The sequence below is a fragment of the Microvirga sp. 2TAF3 genome, assembly GCF_052114965.1.
Taxonomy (GTDB): domain Bacteria; phylum Pseudomonadota; class Alphaproteobacteria; order Rhizobiales; family Beijerinckiaceae; genus Microvirga.
Genome location: NZ_JBFRFT010000006.1, coordinates 27166 through 51048 on the forward strand (window position 1 = coordinate 27166; position 23883 = coordinate 51048).

General features: G+C 62.9%; 22 protein-coding genes. 7 read left to right on the forward strand and 15 right to left on the reverse strand.

All coding sequences use genetic code 11. From position 1 onward, the window contains the following. Position 1: 1 nt before the first annotated feature. From AB4Y97_RS07965 to AB4Y97_RS07990, 6 genes are all read right to left on the reverse strand, one after another. Entirely contained in the window at positions 2 to 874 is an 873-nt protein-coding gene (locus tag AB4Y97_RS07965; RefSeq protein WP_441998488.1) for an RNA polymerase factor sigma-32, read from the reverse strand. A 171-nt stretch (positions 875 to 1045) separates the two neighbouring features. Then, entirely contained in the window at positions 1046 to 1630 is a 585-nt protein-coding gene (locus AB4Y97_RS07970) for a CarD family transcriptional regulator (protein WP_441998489.1), read from the reverse strand. Between the two features lie 460 nt (positions 1631 to 2090). Then, entirely contained in the window at positions 2091 to 2429 is a 339-nt protein-coding gene (fdxA, locus tag AB4Y97_RS07975) for a ferredoxin FdxA (protein WP_441998490.1), read from the reverse strand. Positions 2430 to 2485: 56 nt separating this feature from the next. Continuing rightward, positions 2486 to 2788: an RNA-binding S4 domain-containing protein gene (locus AB4Y97_RS07980; protein WP_441998491.1), complete on the reverse strand. Its 303-nt coding sequence runs from the start codon at positions 2786 to 2788 to the stop codon at positions 2486 to 2488. Positions 2789 to 2890: 102 nt separating this feature from the next. Then, positions 2891 to 5995, reverse strand: coding sequence for a helicase-related protein (locus tag AB4Y97_RS07985; RefSeq protein ID WP_441998492.1), 3105 nt, complete (start codon positions 5993 to 5995; stop codon positions 2891 to 2893). A gap of 195 nt (positions 5996 to 6190) precedes the next feature. Further along, positions 6191 to 7036, reverse strand: a complete 846-nt coding sequence (locus AB4Y97_RS07990; RefSeq protein ID WP_441998493.1) for a DUF3108 domain-containing protein — start codon at positions 7034 to 7036, stop codon at positions 6191 to 6193. A 237-nt stretch (positions 7037 to 7273) separates the two neighbouring features. Between AB4Y97_RS07990 and rpmB the strand changes: the two genes are divergently transcribed. Both rpmB and AB4Y97_RS08000 read left to right on the forward strand, forming a co-directional pair. Beyond that, a complete protein-coding gene (rpmB, locus tag AB4Y97_RS07995; protein ID WP_441998494.1) occupies positions 7274 to 7564 on the forward strand; it encodes a 50S ribosomal protein L28 in 291 nt (96 codons plus the stop codon). Between the two features lie 160 nt (positions 7565 to 7724). After that, positions 7725 to 8354, forward strand: coding sequence for a queuosine precursor transporter (locus AB4Y97_RS08000; RefSeq protein WP_441998495.1), 630 nt, complete (start codon positions 7725 to 7727; stop codon positions 8352 to 8354). 30 nt (positions 8355 to 8384) lie between these two features. Here the strand turns inward: AB4Y97_RS08000 and AB4Y97_RS08005 are convergent, their stop codons facing one another. The 4 genes from AB4Y97_RS08005 to AB4Y97_RS08020 form a co-directional block, all read right to left on the reverse strand. Further along, the gene (locus tag AB4Y97_RS08005) at positions 8385 to 9416 is read right to left on the reverse strand and encodes an esterase-like activity of phytase family protein (RefSeq protein ID WP_441998496.1); all 1032 of its coding nucleotides are present in this window, start codon (positions 9414 to 9416) and stop codon (positions 8385 to 8387) included. Positions 9417 to 9506: 90 nt separating this feature from the next. Beyond that, a complete protein-coding gene (gene cobT, locus AB4Y97_RS08010) occupies positions 9507 to 11399 on the reverse strand; it encodes a cobaltochelatase subunit CobT (RefSeq protein ID WP_441998497.1) in 1893 nt (630 codons plus the stop codon). A 117-nt stretch (positions 11400 to 11516) separates the two neighbouring features. After that, entirely contained in the window at positions 11517 to 12506 is a 990-nt protein-coding gene (cobS, locus tag AB4Y97_RS08015; RefSeq protein WP_441998498.1) for a cobaltochelatase subunit CobS, read from the reverse strand. 118 nt (positions 12507 to 12624) lie between these two features. Continuing rightward, the gene (locus tag AB4Y97_RS08020) at positions 12625 to 13251 is read right to left on the reverse strand and encodes a J domain-containing protein (RefSeq protein ID WP_441998499.1); all 627 of its coding nucleotides are present in this window, start codon (positions 13249 to 13251) and stop codon (positions 12625 to 12627) included. An 89-nt stretch (positions 13252 to 13340) separates the two neighbouring features. On the opposite strand from AB4Y97_RS08020, the gene AB4Y97_RS08025 reads away from it, so the two are divergent. Further along, positions 13341 to 13634 (forward strand): BolA family protein, encoded by a 294-nt coding sequence (locus tag AB4Y97_RS08025; RefSeq protein ID WP_441998500.1) that lies wholly within the window; start codon positions 13341 to 13343, stop codon positions 13632 to 13634. A gap of 34 nt (positions 13635 to 13668) precedes the next feature. Here AB4Y97_RS08025 and AB4Y97_RS08030 read toward each other — a convergent pair whose 3' ends face one another. The 3 genes from AB4Y97_RS08030 to AB4Y97_RS08040 all read right to left on the reverse strand — a co-directional run bounded on the left by AB4Y97_RS08030 (position 13669) and on the right by AB4Y97_RS08040 (position 17043). Further along, the gene (locus tag AB4Y97_RS08030) at positions 13669 to 14835 is read right to left on the reverse strand and encodes an acetyl-CoA acetyltransferase (protein ID WP_441998501.1); all 1167 of its coding nucleotides are present in this window, start codon (positions 14833 to 14835) and stop codon (positions 13669 to 13671) included. 65 nt (positions 14836 to 14900) lie between these two features. Beyond that, entirely contained in the window at positions 14901 to 16055 is a 1155-nt protein-coding gene (locus AB4Y97_RS08035) for a 2OG-Fe(II) oxygenase (RefSeq protein WP_441998502.1), read from the reverse strand. A gap of 85 nt (positions 16056 to 16140) precedes the next feature. Further along, positions 16141 to 17043 (reverse strand): EamA family transporter, encoded by a 903-nt coding sequence (locus tag AB4Y97_RS08040; RefSeq protein WP_441998503.1) that lies wholly within the window; start codon positions 17041 to 17043, stop codon positions 16141 to 16143. Between the two features lie 190 nt (positions 17044 to 17233). Here AB4Y97_RS08040 and AB4Y97_RS08045 point away from each other — a divergent pair, with 190 nt between their 5' ends. The 3 genes from AB4Y97_RS08045 (at position 17234) to AB4Y97_RS08055 (ending at position 20804) form a co-directional block, all read left to right on the forward strand. Next, complete coding sequence (locus AB4Y97_RS08045; protein WP_441998504.1) at positions 17234 to 18580, forward strand: D-alanyl-D-alanine carboxypeptidase family protein; 1347 nt, start codon at positions 17234 to 17236, stop codon at positions 18578 to 18580. A 176-nt stretch (positions 18581 to 18756) separates the two neighbouring features. Further along, positions 18757 to 19653: a DMT family transporter gene (locus AB4Y97_RS08050; protein WP_441998505.1), complete on the forward strand. Its 897-nt coding sequence runs from the start codon at positions 18757 to 18759 to the stop codon at positions 19651 to 19653. Between the two features lie 5 nt (positions 19654 to 19658). Further along, the gene (locus AB4Y97_RS08055) at positions 19659 to 20804 is read left to right on the forward strand and encodes a CobW family GTP-binding protein (RefSeq protein ID WP_441998506.1); all 1146 of its coding nucleotides are present in this window, start codon (positions 19659 to 19661) and stop codon (positions 20802 to 20804) included. Between the two features lie 91 nt (positions 20805 to 20895). Here the strand turns inward: AB4Y97_RS08055 and AB4Y97_RS08060 are convergent, their stop codons facing one another. Next, positions 20896 to 21990 carry an ABC transporter substrate-binding protein gene (locus AB4Y97_RS08060; RefSeq protein WP_441998507.1) on the reverse strand — a complete coding sequence of 365 codons (1095 nt, stop codon included), beginning with the start codon at positions 21988 to 21990 and terminating at the stop codon, positions 20896 to 20898. 246 nt (positions 21991 to 22236) lie between these two features. Here AB4Y97_RS08060 and AB4Y97_RS08065 point away from each other — a divergent pair, with 246 nt between their 5' ends. Beyond that, positions 22237 to 23232 carry a TerC family protein gene (locus AB4Y97_RS08065; RefSeq protein WP_441998508.1) on the forward strand — a complete coding sequence of 332 codons (996 nt, stop codon included), beginning with the start codon at positions 22237 to 22239 and terminating at the stop codon, positions 23230 to 23232. A gap of 168 nt (positions 23233 to 23400) precedes the next feature. Here AB4Y97_RS08065 and AB4Y97_RS08070 read toward each other — a convergent pair whose 3' ends face one another. Further along, positions 23401 to 23862 carry an Lrp/AsnC ligand binding domain-containing protein gene (locus AB4Y97_RS08070; protein WP_441998509.1) on the reverse strand — a complete coding sequence of 154 codons (462 nt, stop codon included), beginning with the start codon at positions 23860 to 23862 and terminating at the stop codon, positions 23401 to 23403. Positions 23863 to 23883 lie beyond the last annotated feature (21 nt).

Consider the following 23883-nt stretch of genomic DNA (forward strand, 5'->3'; position numbering starts at 1 on the left):
GTCACACGAAGGCGCCCGAGGCCTGCGGATATTTTTCCATCAGGGCCCGCTTGAGCTTTTCCAGAGCGCGATTCTCGATCTGTCGGACGCGTTCCTTGGAGATTCCGAGCCGGTCGCCGAGGAATTCCAGGGTTACCTGCTCCTCGTCGAGCCGGCGAGCGCGCAGGATACGCAGCTCACGCTCGTTGAGCACTTCCAGAGCCTGTCGCAGCCACCGGACGCGGCGCTCGCTGTCGATCACGTCGCTGACGTTCTCATCCGGCAGCGGGCTGCTGTCGACGAGAAACTCGACCCGTTCGGCGGAATTCGAGGCGTCGGCGTCAAGAACAGGAGCATTGAGGGAAGTATCGGGAGCGGAAAGCCGGGCATCCATCAGCGCCACATCGGCCCGGGACACCCCGATCGCCTGAGCGATCTTCTCGTGGATGTCGGAGGCGATCCGCTCCTCGCCACCCCGGGTCAGCCGGGCGCGCAGGCGGCGCAGATTGAAGAAAAGAGCTTTCTGGGCGGAACTTGTGCCGCCGCGGACAATTGACCAGTTGCGGAGGATATAGTCCTGCACCGAGGCACGGATCCACCAAGTGGCATAGGTGGAGAACCGGACCTCCCGTTCCGGCTCGAAACGAGCCGCGGCTTCCAGCAGGCCCACATGCCCTTCTTGAACGAGATCGGCCATGGGCAGGCCGTAATGACGGAAGCGGGCCGCAAGCGCAATTACGAGCCGCATATGCGCGGCCGTCAATTGGTGGAGAGCGGTTTCGTCGCGTTGTTCCTTCCAACGCACGGCGAGAAGGTGCTCCTCTTCCCGTTCGAGGAACGGAGCATTCATGGCCGCACGGACAAACCGACGACGAACCCCAGAGATTTCTCCCATTGTGTCCTCCCTTGGCAAAGACACAACGAGCGAGAGGGGAAAAAGTTCAGCGCGAAATAGCTAAGTTTGCGGAAATAGGCTGGAACCCTGGAAAAACAAGCAGTAGCGGCCAATAAAAAGCCCGGCGAAAGCCGGGCTTTTGAGATAAGATAGGGTTCGGCAAACCTGCGATCAGGCCGCCTCTTCCTGGAGATCGTCCCCTTCGGCTTCCGCTTCCGCTTCGGCACCCTTGGCGCGGCGGGGCGACTTGGCAAGGCTCTGCTCGATGAGCTTGAGGGCTTCCGTATCGGTAATCTTGTTGACCGCGGCGATTTCGCGGACGACCCGATCAAGAGCGGATTCGTAAAGCTGACGCTCGCTGTAAGACTGCTCAGGCTGGGCTTCCGAACGGTAAAGGTCACGGACGACCTCGGTCACGGCAATCAGATCGCCCGAATTGATTTTGGCCTCGTATTCCTGCGCGCGGCGTGACCACATGGTGCGCTTGACGCGGGCCCGGCCCGTCAGCACGTCCAGAGCCTTCTGAACAAGAGCCGGTTCGGCGAGCTTGCGCATGCCGACGCTGGCAGCTTTCGCGGTCGGAACGCGAAGGACCATCTTGTCCTTGTCGAAGGAGACCACGAACAGCTCCAGCTTGAAACCCGCGATCTCCTGCTCCTCGACAGCCGTGATGCGGCCGACGCCGTGAGCGGGATAAACGATCGCTTCGCCGGTCTTGAAACCCAGACGCTGAGCGGACTTCTTGGCGGTGGTCATGCGAGAGAGGCCTCCTTGCATGGTCCCTCGCACAGGGCGAGGGCGCTGTCGTTCCACCGGACAGGGCTCCGGCGGAACAAAAATTGACGGGTCGCGGAACTTGACTATTCCGCTCGTCTCCCTGATTAAGCCAGTAGCTAGAACACGCCCCTGACCCCTGACATGAGATAGCAAGCTACCTTACGTCACGGGCCGTGCATCCATCATTGCTTCATCTAGTGAACCGCTTAATTGCGGGGTTGGCGCACGTCGGGTGCAAGCGACGGCATTGACGAGACCCTATCACAGTCTCGCAGAAAAAGCAAAAATATTTCAGAAACAACGCAAAAGAAGCTTCGTTTATGGCTGAACTTCCGGTCTAGAGCGGGATGCGTTCCGGCGGAATCGGAGCGTCCGCTCTACCTTTTCGTTTGAGCATCGTTTCTCGCGAAGAACCGGATCCACTTCTTCGCACGATGGCCTAGTCCCCTTCGCCGGGATTGGGCGAGAAGAATTTCTCGAATTTGTCGGAAACGCCGTCGAACTCCTTGGCGTCCGGAGGCGCATCCTTCTTCTGCGTGATATTGGGCCAGCTCTTGGCCATGTCGGCGTTGATCCTGAGCCATTGCTCCAAGCCGGGCTCCGCATCGGTCTTGATCGCCTCGGCCGGGCATTCGGGCTCACAGACGCCGCAATCGATGCACTCGTCAGGATGGATGACGAGCATGTTCTCGCCCTCGTAGAAGCAATCGACCGGACAGACCTCCACGCAGTCCATGTACTTGCACTTGATGCAGTTTTCAGTGACGACGTAGGTCATGAACGGTCCTCTGAAGGGTCTGTTCGAGAAGGATAGGAAAGAGGCTGGCCGCCGCTCTACCCCCTGTTGCCGTCGCTGACAAGCACCCCGTTATCGCGGTTGAGATCAACGTAGAGCAGCCTTGCCTCCGGTGCAGGGCCACGGCGCTGACCGAGATCCTCGACCCGCACGACCATCGTCGTCCGCGCCAGCGCAAGCGTTACGACGTCGCCGATTGCCAGGGCCTTCGCGGCATTGTCGATGCGCTGGCCATTGACCCGGACGAAGCCGCTCGTGACGAGCTTGGCCGCCAGGGTCCGGGTTTTCGCGAAGCGCGCAAACCATAGCCACTTGTCCAGCCGCTGACGGTCCTCACGCATTGCGTTCCGGGGCGGTGCGACAACGCATCCGTCCCGGCCTTTCTTCACGCATGATCCAATCAGTACCCCGAAATAGGCCTGTCCGGATCATATATGCGGACCTTACTTCTTGCCGTCCTCAAGCTGGGCCTTGAGGGCCATGAGCTTGGCAAAGGGCGAATTCGGGTCCGGTTGCTTCTCGCGCCGCTCCTGGCCACTGTCCCGACGCCCGTCGAAACGTTTCTCGGGACGGTGGTTGCGGCGCTCGTCGGAGCGGCCTGGGCCGCGCGGCGGGCGATTTTGCGGCCGGCCACCTTCGCCCTGCTCTGCCCTATGATCCTGCCGACGATCCTGACGATGGTCGGGGCGGCGATCCTGCCGCGGCGGGCGATCCCCCGTGGGACGCTCGCCCTGCTGCTCGCCATGACGGGGGCGGCGATCACCCCGGTCGGGACGGCCACGCCCCTGGCGGGCATGCCCACCTTCCTGATGGCGGCGATGCTGACGCCAAACCTCGATCATGATGGGCTCTTCCGGAGCGGATACTGCCTCCGGCGCATCGACACCCTCAACCGGGACCTCCGTTTCGGTTGCCGTGGCCATGTCACTCTCAGGAGCGGCCACCTCAACCGTTTCCGGCGCGGTTTCGTTGCCATTCTCGGAACCAGGAATCTCGGCAGCGGTCTCAGGGCTTGCGGTATCAGCCTCGTCTGCCGGCGCTGGCGCCTCGACAACCCGCGGCGCAGCAACCAGCGGCACCGTGATCGCAGGGCCGGAGCGGCGCTCCATCATATAGCCGAGCGACTTGAGAATGGTGGCGAAGTCGTCGCCGGCGCAGCCGACGAGCGAGGTCATGGACACAGTCGGGACGAAGCCTTCTCCATCCGCCGTCCCCGCCGGGGGCTCGCCGGGGGTCACACCGGGACGATAGGCGATGGCGGGCCGGATGAGATCGGCCAAGCGCTCCAGGATATCGACGCGGACGGCCCGGCCGCCGCAGACCCGGAAGCCGGCGGCCCGGTAGAGGCCTGCTGCGATCTCCGTATCGACCGGGATCGAGGTCCGGCCGGATTGGGCGAGATGGGCGATCTCGTCGATGCCCTTCTGGTCGAGGCCGCCATGCTGAAGCGCCCAGAGCTGTGCCGCGAGGATGCGCGGGGCGGGCTTCAGCAGAGCCGGCAGATAGAGGTGGTAGGCGCCGAAACGGACGCCGGCCTTGCGCAGAGCGCCGCGGGCATCCTGATCGAGGCTGCGCACGTCGTTCAGCACCTTGGCGCGTTCGAGCACGCCGAGCGCCTCGACGATCTGGAAGGCGATGCCGCGGGCAAGCCCGGTCAGCTCCTGCGAGCCTTCGAGCTCCAGCAGCGGCCCGAGCAGGCGGACGATATAGGCCTTGAGCCAGGCGCGCAGGCGGCTGTCGACCTTGTCGCGGGCAGGCCCCGTCAGCTGCTCATCGGAGAGAATGCGCAGGCGCGGCTCAAAAATCTTGTCGCCGGACTCCAGCTTGGCAACGGGATCGCCCATCCATCGGATGGTACCGTCGTTGGAGAGGACCAGCATGGTATCGGGCGTCTCGGCGAACCGGTCGGCCCGCGACTCGATTTCGCCCGCCAGAGCCTTGCTGGCCGCATTGCGCAGGGTCTTGGCCTCTGCCGTATCGGCCTGGGGGTCAGGCACGAAATGGAAGCCGTGCAGGTGACCGATGTGCTGACCCTCGACTGTGACATCGCCGGTGGTCGTGATTTCCGCTTCGAGCATCGTGTTCTCTCTCAAGCGCCGCATGAGAACGCTCGTGCGCCTGTCGATAAAGCGCTGGGCGAGACGTTCATGGAGCGCGTCCGATAGCTTGTCCTCTACCTGACGCGCAACACCCTGCCAATGCTCTGGATCTTTTAACCAGTCCGGACGGTTGGCAACGAAAGACCAAGTCCGGACCTGGGCGATGCGGTTGGAGAGGGTGTCGATATCTCCATCCGTGCGATCCATAGCCGAGATATGCCGGGAAAACCAATCCGCCGGCACGGCCCCGTCCTTCATCAGGAAACGGTAGAGCTGACCCACGAGATCCGCATGGGTTTGCGGCGAAACCTTGCGGTAATCAGGCACTTGGCAGACCTGCCAGAGCCGCTCCACGGCAACCTTGGACCGGCCGAAGGCCTGGATATCGTCATCCCGGGCGAGAAGTTCGAGGGCCGCCAGGTCCTCGCCCATGGGCGCGCGCACGAGGCCGTATTCCCGGGGCTGCTCCGCCAGACTGTCCCGCAATCGGCCAAGAGACGAAAAATCGAGGTCCGGATTGCGCCATTGCAGGATTCTGATGGGGTCGAAGGTGTGATTCTCCAGCGCCTCGACGGTTTCCGCATCGAAAGGCGGGCAGCGCCCCGCCGTGCCGAAGGTGCCGTCCCGCATATGCCGCCCCGCCCGCCCGGCGATCTGTGCCAATTCCGCCGGGTAAAGCTTGCGGAAACGGAAACCGTCGAATTTCTTGTCCGAGGCAAAGGCCACATGGTCCACATCGAGATTGAGGCCCATGCCGACCGCATCGGTGGCGACGAGATATTCCACGTCCCCGGACTGATAGAGCTCGACCTGGGCGTTGCGGGTCCGGGGCGAGAGAGCCCCCAGGACCACGGCTGCGCCACCGCGCTGACGGCGGATCAGCTCGGCGATGGCATAGACCTCCTCCGCCGAGAACGCGACGATGGCCGTGCGACGGGGCAGGCGCGACACCTTCTTCTCGCCTGCGAAAGTCAGCTGCGAGAGGCGCGGCCGGGTGATGACATGAACGCCGGGGATCAGGGCCTCGATAAGCGGGCGCATCGTGTTGGAGCCGATCAAAAGCGTCTCTTCGCGCCCGCGCTGGTTCAGCAGGCGGTCGGTGAAGACATGGCCCCGGTCGAGGTCGGCGGCGAGCTGAATCTCGTCCACCGCCACGAAGGCGAGGTCGAGGTCGCGCGGCATCGCCTCGACGGTGGAGATCCAGTAGCGCGGCTTGTCCGGCTTGATCTTCTCCTCGCCGGTCACCAGGGCCACGTTGTGGGCGCCGGCCTTCTCCACCACGCGCTGATAGACCTCGCGCGCCAGCAGGCGCAGCGGCAGGCCTATCATGCCGCTCTCATGGCCGAGCATCCGCTCGATGGCGAGGTGCGTCTTGCCCGTATTGGTGGGGCCGAGCACGGCCGTCACGCCGCGCGCGCGTAATTGCGGAAGAAGGGAACGGCGAGCCATGCCTGGATTGAGGTTATGCGGGTAATATCCCGGCTGAGATGGTCGAGAAGCCCTGAGGCCGCAAAACGGTACAACGGACTTTCTCAAAACGCGACTGGGCACAATCCGCCCAGCAGCAGGTGAGCCTTTTATATGGTGGCTGGGATCGGGTTCGCCACCGGCCTGCCCGTCGATCCATATGGGAGAATGGGCCGATTATTGGGCGGCTCCGGCCTTCACGGCCCCGCCGGCCGAGATCGGAACGACCTTGGCATCGCCGCCGAACGCCCAGCGGGAGGCTTCGACCACGCTGATACCGATCATGGTGCGCACCGAAACCCGCATCGGAACGAGCAGCCGCTGTTCCTCGAGGGGCACAAGCCATACGGACATGTCCTTGTTGTCCTCCATGAACTTGGTGGAGGGACGCAGGGCCCGATGGCCGGAAATGGGGACATAGCGGGCGTTGCAGACCAGAACCGGCCCCTTGTAGCCCGGCACATCGATGTTTTTCCTTTCGCCGTAGCTCAGGACCACGTCGAAGCGGGCCGCCCCGTCGAAAACGGGAATGGTGCGATTGCAATTGGCGGAATCGGTCAGGTTTCCAGCCGCCATGGCCGGCATGAGAAGCGCGCTGATCGGATCGACGACGCCCTTCTTGTGATCCTCCTGGACGGGAACCCGGTCCGGCTTCTCCTCGATCGGCGGAACGATTTCGACCGCCTCCACATTGCCGGCCGTCAGGCCCATGCGGACCGTTCGCTGATCGTCGGAGGAGCGGGACGTGATCGCGAAGCTGGCCGGCTGAGGCTGGGAGCCGACGATGGTGCCGGCGGCCGTGGCCGCGCCCTTGCCGCCGGTGAGCAGCTTGGCAAGCCCGGAGAGCTTCACGCCAGCCTGCATCTTGTATTTCGAGCCGTCGAAGGTCGAGGTCAGATCGGCCTTGCCGAGCGTCAATCCGGCGAGGGTCACATCGTAATCGACCTTCAGGGTCTGCGCCTCGCTTTGCGAGCCGATTCCGACAAAGGCCAGGGCCAGGACTGTTGAGGCAATGAGGCGCATGGGGAGGTTCTCGGAGGTCAATTAAAGTCCGTCTCACGAAAATCCGAATAAATCGTGACCACGATATTACAAAAATTCGAGCTGCGGCAGCGTGCTATTCTTGACGCGGGGTCCGGTTTCGGCCTATAGGCTCGCACCTTCCAAGGACTTTTGGTGTCCGGCATCCGCGGGATCTGCGTTGAAGCAAACCCGCAGCAGATGAAGCCGTGACCCCGTTTGAACAATAGGATTGAACCCATGTCGCGCCGTTGCGAATTGACCGGCAAGGCCGTGCTGAGTGGCCATCTGGTGAGCCACTCGAACCGCAAGACGAAGCGGAAGTTCCTGCCGAACCTCTGCAACGTCACGCTGCAATCCGATACGCTGCAGCGCTCCGTCCGCCTGCGTATCTCCGCCAACGCTCTCCGCTCGGTCGAGCACCGCGGCGGCCTCGATGCCTTCCTCGCGAAGGCGAAGGCTGACGAGCTGTCGACCACCGCCCTCGCTGTGAAGCGTGAGATCGAGAAGAAGCTCGCTGCCGCGAGCTGATCTCTGATTTCCAGCCTATGCTAAGCTACGGGCGGCCTTCTGGCCGCCCGTTTTGCGTTGCCCGCCTGGAGATTGAGAGCCCTCCAACCCGTCGATTTAAAGCGCTTCTGCCGGAAAGCCTGTACCTGCTCGCGCCGAAAGCGCTCTAGGAACGAATACCATGACTGCTTTGGACCGTCGGGATTTTGGTATTGCGCTCGTCGCCATGACCGTGGTGGTCGTGTCGTCGAATATCCTGGTCCAGTATCCGTTCCATGCCTGGGGCCTGCAGGATTATTTCACCTGGGGCGCCTTCACCTACCCATTTTCGTTCCTTGTAACGGAGCTGGCCAACCGGCGCTTCGGGCCGAAAGGCGCCCGCCGCGTCGTCTATGTCGGCTTCGTCCTGGCCGTGATCCTGTCCGTCATCCTGGCATCGCCACGCATTGCCATCGCCTCAGGCAGCGCTTTCCTGACGGCCCAGCTTCTCGACGTTTCCATCTTCTCGCGCCTGCGCGATCGCGCCTGGTGGTTGCCGCCCTTCGCCTCGTCGACGATTTCGGCTGCGGTCGACACGATGATCTTCTTTTCGATCGCGTTCTATTGCGGGACCCTGCCGGGCACCGAGCAGACCATCGACGGCCTCTTGAGCCGTGTGGGCATTGCCGGTGAGTGCCTGGCACTCCCCTGGGTCACCCTCGCCCTCGCCGATTACGGGGTCAAGCTGACCCTGTCAGCCTTCTCGATCCTTCCCTATGGCGCCGTGCTCAAGCTGATGCGGCCGGCTCTGATGCAGCGAAGCGCTGCCTGAGCCTGGCAAGCGGCACGGATCCGAGCCTGCTCAGGTGATGAGCGAGAACTCCAGCAGCAGCGTCCGCTGAAGCGGGCTGAAATTGTCGTCGGAGATCAGGGTCAGGACGGTCTCGCCCGCCTCGTGATGGACGGACAATCCTTCCATATTGTCGATCTGATGAGATGAATCGCTTTCGAAGATGACCGCGCCATCCACCTCGGCATCAGGCTTCACGGCCTCGGCCGCCACGCGGCGCAAGCGGACCCGGAAACCCTCAAAGAGCGAGAACTGCCGCTCCAGAAGCAGCATTTCGCCGCTCGGCAGGAAGGCCAGATCGCTGATGTCGTAGCCGTTCGACAGCCGGACCGAAAACGTGCCCCGGCGCGGCCCTGTGACGATGAAGCCCTGGGTCGGCCTGTCATGTTTGGGCGAGCGCTCGGCAATTGCGACGACGGCTCCTGCCAGAGGCGAGCGAGGCGGCGCGACTCCAATGGCCTCAAGGCCCCGGTTATTGGGAAGATTCTGGATCTCCTCGCGGATCCTTTCCGGCAACGGCACCAGATTGCCGCGCGCCACAACACCCTGGGAGCCCCAGTCGAACCGCATGATCGCATGCTTGCGCTCGATGCCTACATAAGCCACCCCATCCGCGATGGTCAGGCTTTCCGTATCGTAATAGCGCGTACCGCTCAGGGGGCGTCCATTATCGTGGAGCAGCGGGGCAAGCTTGGCATCCGCAAGACCTGACAGCCGACCATCGGAGGTCTGCACCCTTGCGGTCAACCACTGGGCATTGTCGGCGACGGCAACGATCTGCCTGCCTTCGGGGGAGCGCCAGAGGCCCGAAAAACCGCCGAAGCGGCGGTCGGAGCAGCGCAGGTCGAGCCCTGAACGGAAGAGCAGATCGCCGAATCGGCGGCGACCTTGATCGGTCACGGAAAAATGGTCGATCGGCCTGCCCCTGATCTCGATCGGAATCGTCGTGGCCGATGCCCGGGGGCGGGCAAAGGTACGCTCTGCGAGAACAGTGGCCGCGACGGCTCCGCCGCCGATCAGGAACAAACGACGATTAAGCCTCATGCCGTTCTCGTTCTACGTCATGCGCGAGCCCTGAGCCGAACGCAGACGGCAATCGGACTGCGGAGGCCTGATCCCACAAGCGAAACCGGCTCAGGCGAAAGCCCTGCGGCGGGGTGCACGTGCGGGAAGCGGCGGGGTCTCTTCGAACAGCTCCGCGAGCTTTTCCGTCATCACGCCGCCCAGCTCCTCCGCGTCGACGATGGTCACCGCGCGACGATAATAGCGTGTCACGTCGTGGCCGATGCCGATGGCGATGAGCTCAACGGGGGAACGAGTCTCGATGTCCTCGATGATGAAGCGCAGGTGCCGCTCGAGATAGTTGCCCGGATTGACCGAGAGGGTCGAATCGTCAACCGGCGCGCCGTCCGAGATCACCATCAGGATCCGCCGCTGCTCGGGGCGGCCGAGCAAGCGCTTGTGCGCCCAGTCGAGCGCCTCGCCGTCGATATTCTCCTTGAGCAAGCCCTCGCGCATCATCAGCCCGAGATTTTTCCGCGCACGGCGCCAGGGCGCATCCGCCGGCTTGTAGATGATGTGGCGCAAGTCGTTGAGACGGCCGGGATTGGCCGGCTTGCCGCTCTGCAGCCAGGATTCGCGGGATTGTCCGCCTTTCCAGGCCCGTGTTGTGAAGCCGAGGATCTCGACCTTCACGCCGCAACGCTCGAGCGTCCGGGCCAGAATATCGGCGCAGGTCGCCGCCACGGTGATCGGGCGGCCGCGCATGGAGCCGGAATTGTCGAGAAGGAGCGTCACCACCGTGTCGCGGAAATTCGTATCCTGCTCGTGCTTGAAGGTAAGCGGCTGGAACGGGTCCATGATCACGCGCGGGAGTCGCGCGGGGTCGAGGGTCCCTTCTTCCAGATCGAACTCCCAGGCCCGGTTCTGTTGCGCCAAGAGCCGCCGCTGCAGGCGGTTGGCCAGCCGGCCGACCACGCCCTGGAGATGGGCGAGCTGCTTGTCGAGATAGGCGCGCAGGCGCGTCAGCTCATCCGAGTCGCAGAGATCCTCCGCGTGGATGACCTCGTCGAACTTGGTAGTGAAAGCCTTGTAATCGGGACCCCGCGCCTCGTTGGAGCGGGATGGCGGACGCCAGGATTCGGACGCATTTTCGGAATCGGCCTCGTCGGCCTCGTCCGGCAATTCGCCGGAGGGGCCATCGGCATCCTCGCTTGCGCCCTCCTCCATCTCTTCGCTGGAATCTTCGCTGACCTCGGCCTCGGCCCGGTCGCCTTGCGATTCCTGCTCGGATTCGCCCTCGCCCTGCTGCTGATCCTGCTCGGACTCGTTCTCCTCCTCGTTTTCCTCATCCTCGGAATCGAGGGAGGCCTCGTCGGCCATGTCGAGGGAGGAGAGAAGATCGCGGATACCGCGGGCGAAACTGCGCTGGTTTTCGATGTTCTTGAGCAGGCCGTCGAGATCGTGCCCGGCCCGGTCCTCGATGAAGTCCCGCCAGAGATCAACGATCTTGGCCGCGGCCGCCGGAGGCCGCTGGCCGGTCAGGCGCTCGCGCACCATCAGCGCCACCGCATCCTCCACGGGTGCATCGGCGCGGTCGGTGATCTCTTCGTATTTGCCCCCGCGATGGTAGCGGTCCTCCAGCATCGCCGAAATGTTGGAGGCGACGCCCGACATGCGGCGGGAACCGATGGATTCGACGCGAGCCTGCTCGACCGCGTCGAAAACCGCGCGCGCCGCCTGGCCTTCGGGCGCCAGTTTGCGGTGCAGGGCGATATCGTGACAGGCCAAGCGCAGGGCCATGGAATCGGAATGCCCGCGCAGGATCGCGACATCCTGCGGTGTCAGCCGTCGGGGCGGCTCGGGAAGGCGCACCTTGTCGCCCATGAGGGCCGGGCGGTCCGAGGCGAAGGTGACTTCCAGGTCCTGCTTGCGCGCAATGGCCTTCATGGTGCCGGCGATGGAGCGCTTCAGCGGCTCCGCCGGCGCTTCCTTCTTTTCACCTGGCTTGCGGTTCGAGATGGACATTGGATCCCTTTAAGCCGTCATCCCGGCCGAAGCGTAGCAAAGAGCCGGGATCGCCAAAACCAGCGAACTTGCCATACGATCCCAGATCGCGCCCATGACGCGTCCGGGACGACACTTTTACGACAACGCTATATTCACCGCGCTCTCCGGCAGTTCCTTGCCGAAGGAGCGCTGATAGAACTCCGCGACGAGGGGCCGCTCCAGCTCGTCGCACTTGTTGAGGAAGGTCACGCGGAAGGCGAAACCCGTATCGCCGAAGATCTCGGCATTCTCGGCCCAGGTGATCACCGTACGCGGGCTCATGACGGTCGAAAGATCGCCGTTCATGAAGGCGCTGCGGGTCAGATCGGCCACGCGCACCATCTTGTTGACGATATCGCGGCCCTCCGGACCTTCCTGATAATGCTTCGCCTTGGAGAGGACGATGTCCACCTCCTTGTCGTGCGGCAGGTAGTTCAGGGTCGTCACGATGGACCAGCGGTCCATCTGGCCCTGGTTGATCTGCTGCGTGCCGTGATAGAGGCCGGATGTATCGCCTAAGCCCACCGTGTTGGCGGTGGCGAAGAGGCGGAATGCCGGATGCGCCCGGATCACCCGCTTCTGATCGAGAAGCGTGAGCTTGCCCGATTGTTCCAACACGCGCTGGATCACGAACATCACGTCCGGACGGCCCGCGTCGTACTCGTCGAAGACCAGCGCCACGTTGTGCTGCAGAGCCCAGGGCAGGATGCCGTCCTGGAAGGCCGTGACCTGCTTGCCCTCCTGGAGGACGATGGCATCTTTGCCGACGAGGTCGATACGGGACACGTGGCTGTCGAGGTTCACGCGCACGCAGGGCCAGTTGAGCCGGGCGGCGACCTGCTCGATATGGGTCGATTTGCCGGTGCCGTGATATCCGGTGATCATCACGCGACGGTTGCGGGCAAAGCCTGCGAGAATGGCAAGCGTCGTCTCCCGGTCGAAGAGGTAGTCCGGATCGAGATCCGGCACATGTTCCTCGCTCTGGGAAAAGGCAGGGACCTCCAGATCCGAATCGATGCCGAAGACCTGTCGCACGGAAACCTTCATATCCGGCAAGAGGGTCGTTGTTTCGGTCGTTGCCATCATCGGGGCCTTTCGGTCGGAATTTGTCGAATTGTCACAAGCGCTGGAGGTTACTTAACAATCAAGCCCATGGGGCGCAAACGGGATCGTTGCATTTAAGGGCTGCGTGATGCGGGTTTCCTCAGCACATTCCTGCGCTTTTGAGGATATCGTGCGCCTTGATGATATCGCGCAGCCGCTCCTCGAAGGAACGATCGCCCCCGTTCGCATCGGGATGGAAGCGCTTCACCAGGGCCTTGTACTGGGCCTTGATCGCGGGTCCGTCGGCGGTCTCGTCGAGCCCGAGCACATCGAGCGCGCGGCGTACGGGGCCGGTATGGCGGGGCCGTTTCGGCTCGACGGGCGCCCGACGCTGCCGCCCCTGCGTAAAGTCCTCGCCGCGCAGAACCCCCAAGGGGTCGAAATAGGCCCATTCGCGCGCCTGCCCCTTGCCGTCGCCTTCCGCCTTGGCATTGGAATTCACGCCCATGGCCCAGGTCGGGCGATGGCCGATGATGGCGTCCTTCTGATAGGCCGCTACCGCATTGTCGGACATGCCGGCGAAATAATTATACGACGCGTTGTATTCACGCACATGATTGAGACAGAAGCGCCAATATTGCCCCTCATGGTCCCGCCCCTTTGGCGCGCGATATTCGCCCGGCGCCTTGCAGGCCGGGTGCTCGCAGACAGGCCCTTCCGCCTCGCGCGGCTCATCGCAGGTCGACTTGATGCGGATGCGGTCGAAAAGAGGTGAATTGAGATCCATGACGCAGCGATTATGAGTGGCTTCCGGCCAAGAGCCAAGGCCTCGACGCTTTTCGCCGCAGACCCGTTCAAAAAGGTTTACCAAAGAACATGACCCTCACCGATTGGATCACGCAGGAGTTGCAGGGACGTCTGCATCCGACAGAACTGACCGTCACGGACGAGTCGGAACAGCATCACGGTCACGCCGGATGGCGCGAAGGCGGCGAAACCCATTTCCGTATTCATATCGTGTCGGAAGCCTTTTCCGGCAAGAGCCGGGTCGACCGTCACCGCCTCGTCAACGAGGCGCTCAAAGGGGCTTTCGCCAAGGGGTTGCACGCACTGGCCATCGAGGCCCGCGCGCCGGGAGAACCCGATCCGCGCGGAAACCGCCGGGCCTGAATCAGGTTAAGTCCTGACCTTTCCGGATCAGGCCTTATTTGATTCGCTCGAGCACGCTGACGTAGTTCGCGACCGCGGCGCCGCCCATGTTGAAGATGCCGCCGAGAACGGGGTTCCTCACCTGGATACCCCCGGCCTCATCGCAGAGCTGCATCGCGGACAGCGCATGCATGGACACGCCCGTCGCGCCGATGGGGTGTCCCTTGGCCTTGAGGCCGCCGGAGGGGTTCACAGGCAGCTTGCCGTCCCGATTCGTCCAGCCTTCCTTGACCGCCATGGCCCCCTGCCCTGGAGGCGTCAGCCCCATCGCCTCGTATTCGATGAGTTCCGCGATGGTGAAGCAATCGTGCGTCTCGACGAAGGACAAGTCGGAGAGCTCTATCCCGGCCTGATCGAGCGCCCGCCGCCACGCCTCGACGCAGCCCTCGAACTGGACGATGTCGCGTTTCGACATGGGCAGGAAGTCCTGCGCATGGGCCGTGGCGCGGAAGGCCACCGCGCGCTTCATGCGCAGCGCGGTTTCCGTATCGGCGATGACGAGCGCCGCAGCACCGTCGGAGACCAGGGAGCAATCCGTCCGCTTCAGGGGGCCAGCCACGAAGGGGTTCTTGTCGCTCTCGGCGCGGCAGAACGCGAAGCCCAGATCCTTGCGCATCTGGGCGAAGGGATTGTCGACGCCGTTCTTGTGATTCTTCGCCGCGATCATGGCGAGCGCATCCGACTGATCACCATAACGCTGGAAATATTGGCCCGCGATCTTGCCGAAGACCCCGGCGAACCCACCCTGGATATCGCCGTCCTCCGGCAGATAGGAGGCCTTGAGGAGGATATTGCCGATCTCGGGTCCCGGCGTGGTCGTCATCTGCTCGACGCCGACCACGAGCACGGTCCTGGCACGCTTCGCCTCGATGGTCTTGATCGCCTGATGCACGGCGGCCGAGCCCGTCGCGCAGGCATTCTCGACGCGTGTCGCCGGCTTGAAGCGGAACTTGTCGCTCGCCTGGAAGACGAGGGAGGCCGTGAATTCCTGAGGGGAAAAGCCGCCGTTGAAATGGCCGAGCACGACCTCGTCCACGTCCTCCGGCCCGATTCCCGCATGGTCCAGCGCCTCGTTGGTGACGCGCACGATGAGGCTTTCGACCGTCTCGGTATCGAGCTTGCCGAAGGGTGTATGGGCCCAGCCGACGATGCAGGCTGTCATGGGAGTCTCCTCAAGGATGTTTGAACTTGAGAATGGGCCCTGGCCGCCCCTTCGGCAAGATCGCTTCAGGCCGAGACGGCTTCAGCCTTGTAGGCTCCCACGCCCTCGCCGAGATGGGCATTGTTCGCCTCGCGGATCTTCGCCGCCTCGTCGTCGTAGATAAAAGGCAGAAACGCGTATCGGCGGCCCGCAGTGACTTTCGACACCGCGTGCAGCAACGAGCACGAAAAAACGACCGCCCCACCCGGCGGCGCCTTGTAGCTGCGCGGGCCGTATTCGGGGAAACTGACCTCGCCGCCCTCGAACTCGGAATTGAGGTTGATCGAGACGGCGAAGCGGCGATGGGCGGTGCCTTTGGTGGTATTATCGCGATGCGCCCGGAAATGTCCGCCGTCCTCCGCCGCATAGCAGGAGACGATGTAGCGCTCCATCCGGGTCGGCTTGAAGCAATGGACTTTCTGGATCTCGGGATTGATGCGGCGAATGACGCGTTCCTGCACCTGCCGGACCAAGCCCTGATCCGCGATCGTATAATCCTTGCGGCTTTTGCGGCTGTGATCATATGTCGGAACGGTCTTGCCGTTCACTTCGCGCATATAGCCCGATTCCTCGCCGCCATGCTCTTCGTAGAGACCGATCAGATGACGGCAGAAGCCTGGCTCGAAGACATCCGGGATGATCAGGACGGGAGCCTGGATCTCGAACCCGCCGAAAAGCCGAACCGGAGGCAGTTCGCGTAAGTAGGCCGCAACCTCCTCGCGATCGCTGCCGTCCGGCTTGAAGGGAAATATCGCCCGCACGCGCAGGGTGGGATTGAGCACCACCCAGAAACGGCGCAGAGACATGGACGACCCTTCGACAGCGTTGTGCGGCATCGCCCCGAAAAGCTTGCTCACCCTACCGTTGAAATCCCAAAAATGGCGAATGCCGGGAAGGATTTCGCGGGCGCGCCCCTCCCGGACATCGCCCGGATCGCAACTGATGCCGAAGAAGGCGATGTGTTCATCGTCGAAAAGCGGACGGTGCCTGTTCTGCACCGCATCGAGCGTTGACCGGCCCACCTCGTCCGAGGCGGTTCCGTAGAAGCACAGAACCACATAACGGCCCGCGGCCGTATCGAAGACATAATCGGAATTGCTCGTCGAGTTCTGGCGGAACCAGGGCGCGGGATCGCCGACCTCAAGGGCACGATAGAGCTGTTGAGCAGTGGCCACGTTCATAGGCGATATTCCGGCGATGTTCCGAGGAAGCGCATTTAAATTAAAGTTATAGCGTTTCTATTTTCGAACGATGCCGGAAATCAAGTCAATGCTGCATGGCCAGAAGCAGCCCGACGCCTCCCAATATCAACACCATGCCGGCAAGCTCGCGTCGGGTCGTGACCTGTGACAGGAAACGATGAGAGACGGCCTGCGCCATCAGCACCTCCACGAGCGCGAGCGTGCGCACATTCGCGGCTGTCGTCAGCGCAAAACCGATGAACCAGAATTGCGAGGCGAGCGCACCGAGAAATCCAGCCCCGAGGGAAGGACGCCATGCCTTGAAACTCGCCATGAGCGACTTGCGGTCGAGAAGCCCGAGCCAGACCAAAAGGATGGCCGTCTGCGTGCCCAGCGCCCAGACCAGCGTCGTGGTCGCACGCATCAGGAACGTCCCCTCCGGCAGGGACAGGATCGCGCCGCGGAACCCGATGGCGGCGAGCGCGAAGAAAGCACCGGAGGCAATGCCGAAGACGATGGGCCGCACGCCCGACGATGTGAGGCCTGCGCCCGGCTTCATCGACATGAGGATGACGCCGAGCGTCGCGACGATGATGGCAAGGGCGATTCCGGGCGTCAGCGGGTCGCCGAGCAGGATTAGCCCGAACAGCGCCACTTGCACCGGTTCGGTCTTCATATAGGCGGTCACGACGGAGAACGAACGCTCCCGCATGGCGGAAAGCATGAGCGCCGTGGCGAGAATCTGTGTCGTCGCCCCGGCTAAGACGTAGAACAGGAAGAGGGCATTCGGAGTAGGAATCGACTCCCCAAAAGCGAAACGCACAAGGCCAAGCGCCATAACGGCGAATGGAAAACCATAAAGAAACCGGACCTGCGTTGCGCCAATCGTACCAATGGTTTCGGTCAGCCGGCGCTGGGTCGCATTACGGCCGGTTTGGGCTGCCGCAGCGGCCAAGGTCACGGGAATCCAGAGGAAGGAAAGGGTCATGTCGATCTTGAATCTGCGCTGCTCTTGCCATGCTCTTGCCACGGAATCCCTTAGAAAGGGTGGACAGATAAGGGCTTCGAGCCCCGGCAGCCTAGTCAAATGCGGGCTCCAGGGCTAAAAATAGTCCGTTGGAGCCGGGGCTGTCACGACATCCTCACATTTCAAAAGTCTCAGAATGGAGCCGTTCCGCATGAGCGTCAGCCGAGCTCTCCGTATGACAGCCTTTGCCTTTGCGGCTCTCATGAGCGGATCGGCTTTGGCAGGTAGTCCCGCGCTCGTCGTGGAGGCTGAAAGTGGCCGCGTCCTCCATGCCGAGCGGGCGACCGATCCCTGGTTCCCGGCCTCCATCACCAAGCTGATGACCACCTATGTGGCGCTCGACAGCGTCCGCTCCGGCCGGGCGAGCATGGACACGCTTCTCAAGGTGTCGGATAGCGCCGCCGCTCTGCCGCCTTCCAAGATGGGTTTTAAGCCTGGCACGGAGATCCGCCTCGACAACGCCCTCAAGATCATCATGGTCAAATCGGCGAACGATGTCGCCGCGACCATTGCCGAGAATCTCGGGGGATCGATCGAAGGTTTCGCCGAGCTGATGAACCGAAAGGCTCAAGCCCTCGGCATGCACGAGAGCCATTTCGCCAATCCGCATGGCCTGCCCGACGAGCGCAACCAGACCTCCGCTCGTGACATGGCGATTCTCGCCCGTGCGCTTTTCGTGGAATTTCCAGACTACCAGAGCCTGTTCGATATCGGCGCCATCCAGTACGGCCGCCGAATCATGCGCAATACCAACGGCCTCATCGGTCGCTATCCCGGCGCCGACGGCATGAAGACGGGCTTCATCTGCTCGGCCGGGTTCAACGTGGTGGCAAGCGCAACGCGCAACGGTCGGCACCTCATCACGGTCGTTCTCGGCTCCCCCTCCGCCAACGAGCGCACCATGAAAGCGGCCGAGTTGTTCGACCGCGGCTTCAACAGCCTGGCGAGTTCCTCTAACCCGACCCTTGCGGCGCTGCCGGCTTCCGCGACCACGACGCCACCGGACATGCGCTCGGTCATCTGCGACCGCCGCGGTCCCATGCCGGGCGAAGAGGATAGCCCGACGACCATCGCCAATGGCGACAATGCAGGCGTTCCCAACCTCTTCTCTTCCGAAATCATGGCTTTCGCTGGCGGAACGCAACCGCTTCGAACCGCCCTCGGCCCGCGCTCGGCGGTTCAGCCGGAGCGCATCTGGGTAGGGCTGAATCCTCCCTCGGAGGCTGAACTCGCCGCCCAGGCCGCAAAAGAGGATGCTGCCGACAAGGCCAAGAAGGTTACATCGAAGAAGGGGTCTGGCTCAGCCAAGTCGAAGAATGCCAAAAACTCCGACAAAACGCCCGCGGCCAAGAAAGAGGCCAAGAAGGAAGCTGGCAAGGACAAAGCGCATACCAGCATCAGCGTGAAGCCCGTGAGTGACCAGAAGGGCAAGAACGTCAAGGGCAAGGCGCAGACCTCCGCCGAGGCCCCATTGAAGGCAAAGGCTGCCAAGAACTGAATCGCGAAGCCAAGAGCTGCCGCCCTCGAAGGCCCCATGGCCTTAAGGCCGGCATCTGGCGCAGCCGATGCCCGATGCGACCCGGCCTGCCTTCCCGCAGGCCCGCTCGACGACGTTCGGCCCTTGCAATCGGCGGCGAACCGCGCGAACGGTGTCGCGTCACCGTGATCGCTTTCATGTCCAGCACAGCTCCTGCCAACGGCCTCCTGTTCGCCCTGGGATCGGCCGGCCTCTACGGTCTCAATATCGTCTATGCCCGAGTCGCCTCCCTGGGAGGCGTTTCGGGCCCGGCCGTGGTTGTCTACCGCGTTCTGCTGATGCTGGCGCTCGTGCTGATCGCCACCGTTCTGATCCGGCGGTCGCTCGGTGTCGCACGAGAGGAGCGCGTCACCATCGGCGTACTCGGCATCTCCACCGCAATCCTCGGGCTCTGCTACATCTCCTCCGTCGCGTTCATCCCGGTGACGGTGGCAGCGGTGCTGTTCTACGCCTATCCGACCCTCATCGTGCTTGCGAGCCCCCTCGTCGAAGGGACCAGGCTGACTCCTACTCTTATCGGCATCGTGGTCCTGGCGCTGATCGGGATTGTCATGGTGGTCGGCCCGGCCTTCGGCAATCTGGACTGGCGCGGCCTTGTCCTGGCGCTGGGGGCGGCGGCGGCAACCGCGACCCAGTTCTTCGCCGCCGCCCGCTGCCGGAAGACGAATGTGGTTGCAAAAATCTTCTGGGTGCACCTGATCGTCCTGCCGACGGCCCTTCTCGTCAGCGTCTTCACCGGCCAACTCGCCACCCCCGCCGTCCTGGCCCTGGCCCCCTTCGCCGTTGCCATGACGGTCGGCGGCTATGTCCTCGGCTTCCTGTTTCAGATCGTGGCCCTGGGCCGCATCTCGGCAACCGCGGCCGGGATCATTTATTGCATCGAGCCCGTCGTCTCGGCCGTAACCTCCATCTTCGTGCTGGGGGAAAGCATCAATCCCCTACAAGCCGTGGGCGGCGCCCTGGTGCTTGCGGCCATCGTCGCCAATATCCTGCTTGAGCGGCCCCGCGCCGCTCCTCTCGTTCCCACGGATTGACCTTCATGTCCGATGCCCGCCCCGCCGGCCCCCTGCCCCCGATCCCGCTGACCGTCCTCACAGGCTTTCTCGGCGCCGGCAAGACGACGCTCCTGAACCGGCTGCTGCAGGATGCGGCCTTGCAGGACAGCGTCGTCATCATCAACGAATTCGGAGAGATCGGCCTTGACCATCTTCTCGTCGAAACCGTCGATGAGGGCATGGTCCTGCTCTCGGCCGGCTGCCTCTGCTGCACGGTGCGCGGCGATCTCATCGCGACCCTGGAAGATCTCTTACGCAAGCGCGACAACGGGCGCATTGCGCCGTTCCGGCGCGTCATCATCGAAACCACCGGCCTTGCCGATCCGGCCCCGATCCTGCACGCGATGCTCTATCACCCCTATCTCTCGATGCGCTACGCGGTTGAGGGCGTGGTGACAGTCGTCGACGCGGTCAACGGCGAGGCCACCCTCGACGCACACCCGGAGGCCGTGAAACAGGCGGCCGTTGCGGAGCGGATCATCCTCACCAAGACGGATCTCGTCGAGATTCCGGCAAATCTCGAGCGTCTGCGGGAGCGGTTGCGCGACCTCAATCCAGGCGCGACACTTCTCGACGCGGACGCGTCGGCCGATGCCATCGTCGCCGGTGGCCTGTTCGACCTGGATGGAAAGATCGCCGATGTGGGCGAATGGCTGAAAGTGGAGGCCGTGGAGGAGGCGGAACGCAAAAGCCATGCGCATCAGCACGGACATCACCATCACGGGCATGATCACGACCATCACCATCACGACGTGAACCGGCACGACGAGCGGATCCGCGCCTTCTGCCTCACCAGCGACCAGCCGATCCGTCAAGGCACGCTCGACATGTTCCTCGATCTTCTGCGCTCGTCTCAAGGAGCGAAGCTTCTGCGAGTGAAGGGGCTCGTGGCGCTGGCGGAGGATCCGGAGCATCCGGTCGTCATCCATGGGGTGCAGCACGTGATCCACGTGCCCGCCGTATTGCCGCGCTGGCCGAGCGAGGACCGGCGTAGCCGCCTTGTCTTCATCGTGAACGATCTTGAGAAAAGCACCGTCGAGACGTTGTGGAACGCTTTTCTCGGCAAGCCGCAAATCGACCGCCCGGATGCGGCGGCGCTGGCCGACAATCCGCTTTCGCTGCGCCGCTAGAGCATCGTTCTTTGCGGAAAACCGGGTCCACTTTTTCGCACGATGCGCTAATCGATGCGGCGCGCGGCGCGACAGCCGGTACGGCGGGAAATCAGTTCACCTTCCGCTGATCAGCGGGCGGGAGAAACTCATCCGTGAACACATCTTCCGGCTTCGGCTTGGCCTTGTAGCTGAAGGCTTGGCCGATCTGGTCGAGGGCCCTGGCGAAACGCTCATGGTCGATGCCGCCGAAGCCGTTTTCCTTGACCCAGGGCGTGATCATGTTCTGCTCAAGCGCCATCTTGAGGCGATCGAGTTCCACCTCCTTCTTCGCCAAGTCGTTACGCATCAGGACAGCGTCGACGGCGCTTCCGGGATCCTTCGCCGTATCCTGCACGCCTCTCGCGATGGCGCGCAGAAGCCCTTTCACCGCCTCGGGCTTCTCCTTGGCAAATTTCTCCGAGACGACGATCGCATTGCCGTAGGTCTCAAGGCCGTAATCGCTCATGAGCAATGTGAGGATGTCCTCCACCGGCACGCCGCGGGACTTGAGATTGATGTAGGATGTGAAGGCGAAGCCGAAGACCGCGTCGACCTCGCCCTGCGCCAGCATGGGCTCGCGGACGGGAAAGCCGACATTCTCGAACTTCATGCCGGAATCGTCGATCTTGTTCACCATCTTGAAGACAGGCCATATGGCATAAGCGGCGTCCGCCTGCGGCGCGCCGAAGGTCTTGCCCTGCAGGCTTGAAAGCTCCTTCGAGATGCCCCGGCTCCTGCGCCCTGTGATCGCGAAAGGCGGTCGGTCATAGATCATCATCACGGCCTTGACGTCGATGTCCGGCTTGTCATGGCGAAGACGCACCAGCGAATTCACGTCGGCGGAGCCTGCATCGAAGGTGTCGGACACCACGCGAGCGAGCGACTCCCGCGAACCCGCTGCCGGTTCGATCGTCACCTCAAGACCTTCGGCCTTGAAGTACCCCTTCTCGAGCGCGACAGCGAAGGGAGCGGCGGGCCCCTCCCAGCGCCAGTCCAGACTGAAGCGGACCGGCGTCTGCGCCCATGCCGCGGCGGAGCCGAGAAGCGCGGCTGTACCGACGAGGATCCCCCCGATCCATCGCCTGGCCTTTGCAGAACCGCCCGAAAGCATTGCTATTGTTCCTCTGATGTCGTTCCCGGCCTCACCGAAGAGCCAGACGCGCATTCACTCTGGAAATCTTCAGACCATTCTTTTTGCAGTTTCGATCATGCAAGCAGATCGCTCCCAGGCGTCAAGCACTTTAAGCCCTTCCTGGTTTCAGAAATGCGGATCTGAGACCGGGATGCGGCCCTCTTGACGCGGGCGGCTCGGCTTCCCACTTGGACCTCATCGGTGACCGGGCCCCTCTGGCGGACGCAGAATGCGCCGCGATGTCGGAACCGATTGTGTTCAACACTCATGGGTTCGGTCATGCTCGAAGTCCTGCTGATAAGCTGGCTCGGCAAGCCTCTTTGGATGTGGCTTGCCTTTCTTGGAGTTGTCGTTTCTCTGCTCGTTCTCGATCTCGGGGTGCTTCATCGCAAGAACCGGGAGATCGGTGTGCGCGAGAGCCTTCTGATGAGCGCCTTCTACATCGCGCTCGGTCTCCTCTTCGGTGCCTTCGTCTGGTGGTATCTCGGGCCGGAGCCCGGCCTGAACTATCTGACCGGCTTCGCCGTCGAGAAGGCCCTTGCGATGGACAACGTGTTCGTCATCGCGATGATCTTCGGTTTCTTCGCCGTGCCGCGGCTCTACCAGCACCGGGTGCTGTTCTGGGGCATTCTCGGCGTCCTCGTGCTACGCGCGCTGATGATCGGATTCGGCGCCGCCGTCATCTCGCAGTTTTCCTGGGTCCTCTATATCTTCGCCCTGTTCCTCATCGGCACCGGCGTGAAGATGCTTGTGTTCTCTGACAAGGAATACGACATCGCCCAGAATCCGGTGCTGCGCTTCATGCGCACCCGTTTCAACGTCACCGACGAGCATCACGGCGAACGCTTTTTCGTGAAGAAGCCTCATCCGGCAAGCGGCAGGCTCGTCTGGTTCATGACGCCGCTATTCCTGGCGCTCGTGCTCATCGAGATCGCCGATGTGGTGTTCGCTGTCGATTCGGTGCCGGCGATCTTCGCCATCACCACCGATCCCTTCATCGTCTACACGTCGAACATCTTCGCGATCCTCGGCCTGCGCGCCCTCTACTTCGCGCTCGCCGCAATGGTGCACCGCTTCCACTATCTCAAGCTCGCCCTGGCCGTGGTGCTGATCTTCATCGGCTCCAAGATCTTCCTGGCCGACCTCCTCGGTCTCGACAAGATCCCGCCTGCCATCTCGCTCGGCGCCACCTTCGGCATTCTTACCGCCGGTGTCGTATGGAGCCTGTGGAAGACGCGAAACGGTGAGGAAATCCCCGGGCAGGCGGCCCGCTAACTGAAGCGAAGGGGGCTCGGAAGAGTCCCCTTCGCGCATCGTGCGGAAAAGTGGACCCGATTTTTCGCTGACGCGGACCTTCAGTTCGCACCGACGATGCGCCGGTCTCAAAAGCTGAGCAATCGGATTGATTCCCAAAAAGTGGAGTCCACTTTTGGGTCCGATGCTCTAGACCGGCAGCAGGCCATCGCTCTTCACCTCCTCCATCACCGCATAGGTGCGGGTCTCCTTGACGCCCGGGAGCGCCAGCAGAATCTCGCCGAGGAAGCGGCGATAGGCGGCCATGTCGGCGACGCGGGTCTTGATCAGGTAGTCGAATCCGCCCGCCACCATGTGGCACTCCAGCACCTCCGGCGCGCTCCGGACGGCCTCTGCGAATTTCTCGAACACATCCGGCGTCGTCTTGTCGAGGGAGACCTCGACGAAGACCAGAAGCTCAAGACCGAGCCGATGCGGATCGAGCCGCGCGCCAAAGCCGGCGATATAGCCCTCCCGCTGCAGCCGCTTCATGCGCTCGCTCGTGGAGGTGGGCGACAGGCCGACCTTCTCGGCGAGATCGACGGTCGCGATGCGGCCATCGTTCTGAAGGCATTTCAGGATCTTTCGATCGATCCGGTCGATTTCCGTCATTATCACGGCCTTTTCGTTATC

What these genes read in the sequence shown, in the direction of transcription:
- AB4Y97_RS07965 (WP_441998488.1), bottom strand. Translation starts at nt 874, where the DNA reads ATGGGAGAAATCTCTGGGGTTCGTCGTCGGTTTGTCCGTGCGGCCATG.
- AB4Y97_RS07970 (WP_441998489.1), bottom strand. Translation starts at nt 1,630, where the DNA reads ATGACCACCGCCAAGAAGTCCGCTCAGCGTCTGGGTTTCAAGACCGGC.
- fdxA (WP_441998490.1), bottom strand. Translation starts at nt 2,429, where the DNA reads ATGACCTACGTCGTCACTGAAAACTGCATCAAGTGCAAGTACATGGAC.
- AB4Y97_RS07980 (WP_441998491.1), bottom strand. Translation starts at nt 2,788, where the DNA reads ATGCGTGAGGACCGTCAGCGGCTGGACAAGTGGCTATGGTTTGCGCGC.
- AB4Y97_RS07985 (WP_441998492.1), bottom strand. Translation starts at nt 5,995, where the DNA reads ATGGCTCGCCGTTCCCTTCTTCCGCAATTACGCGCGCGCGGCGTGACG.
- AB4Y97_RS07990 (WP_441998493.1), bottom strand. Translation starts at nt 7,036, where the DNA reads ATGCGCCTCATTGCCTCAACAGTCCTGGCCCTGGCCTTTGTCGGAATC.
- rpmB (WP_441998494.1), top strand. Translation starts at nt 7,274, where the DNA reads ATGTCGCGCCGTTGCGAATTGACCGGCAAGGCCGTGCTGAGTGGCCAT.
- AB4Y97_RS08000 (WP_441998495.1), top strand. Translation starts at nt 7,725, where the DNA reads ATGACTGCTTTGGACCGTCGGGATTTTGGTATTGCGCTCGTCGCCATG.
- AB4Y97_RS08005 (WP_441998496.1), bottom strand. Translation starts at nt 9,416, where the DNA reads ATGAGGCTTAATCGTCGTTTGTTCCTGATCGGCGGCGGAGCCGTCGCG.
- cobT (WP_441998497.1), bottom strand. Translation starts at nt 11,399, where the DNA reads ATGTCCATCTCGAACCGCAAGCCAGGTGAAAAGAAGGAAGCGCCGGCG.
- cobS (WP_441998498.1), bottom strand. Translation starts at nt 12,506, where the DNA reads ATGATGGCAACGACCGAAACAACGACCCTCTTGCCGGATATGAAGGTT.
- AB4Y97_RS08020 (WP_441998499.1), bottom strand. Translation starts at nt 13,251, where the DNA reads ATGGATCTCAATTCACCTCTTTTCGACCGCATCCGCATCAAGTCGACC.
- AB4Y97_RS08025 (WP_441998500.1), top strand. Translation starts at nt 13,341, where the DNA reads ATGACCCTCACCGATTGGATCACGCAGGAGTTGCAGGGACGTCTGCAT.
- AB4Y97_RS08030 (WP_441998501.1), bottom strand. Translation starts at nt 14,835, where the DNA reads ATGACAGCCTGCATCGTCGGCTGGGCCCATACACCCTTCGGCAAGCTC.
- AB4Y97_RS08035 (WP_441998502.1), bottom strand. Translation starts at nt 16,055, where the DNA reads ATGAACGTGGCCACTGCTCAACAGCTCTATCGTGCCCTTGAGGTCGGC.
- AB4Y97_RS08040 (WP_441998503.1), bottom strand. Translation starts at nt 17,043, where the DNA reads ATGACCCTTTCCTTCCTCTGGATTCCCGTGACCTTGGCCGCTGCGGCA.
- AB4Y97_RS08045 (WP_441998504.1), top strand. Translation starts at nt 17,234, where the DNA reads ATGAGCGTCAGCCGAGCTCTCCGTATGACAGCCTTTGCCTTTGCGGCT.
- AB4Y97_RS08050 (WP_441998505.1), top strand. Translation starts at nt 18,757, where the DNA reads ATGTCCAGCACAGCTCCTGCCAACGGCCTCCTGTTCGCCCTGGGATCG.
- AB4Y97_RS08055 (WP_441998506.1), top strand. Translation starts at nt 19,659, where the DNA reads ATGTCCGATGCCCGCCCCGCCGGCCCCCTGCCCCCGATCCCGCTGACC.
- AB4Y97_RS08060 (WP_441998507.1), bottom strand. Translation starts at nt 21,990, where the DNA reads ATGCGCGTCTGGCTCTTCGGTGAGGCCGGGAACGACATCAGAGGAACA.
- AB4Y97_RS08065 (WP_441998508.1), top strand. Translation starts at nt 22,237, where the DNA reads ATGCTCGAAGTCCTGCTGATAAGCTGGCTCGGCAAGCCTCTTTGGATG.
- AB4Y97_RS08070 (WP_441998509.1), bottom strand. Translation starts at nt 23,862, where the DNA reads ATGACGGAAATCGACCGGATCGATCGAAAGATCCTGAAATGCCTTCAG.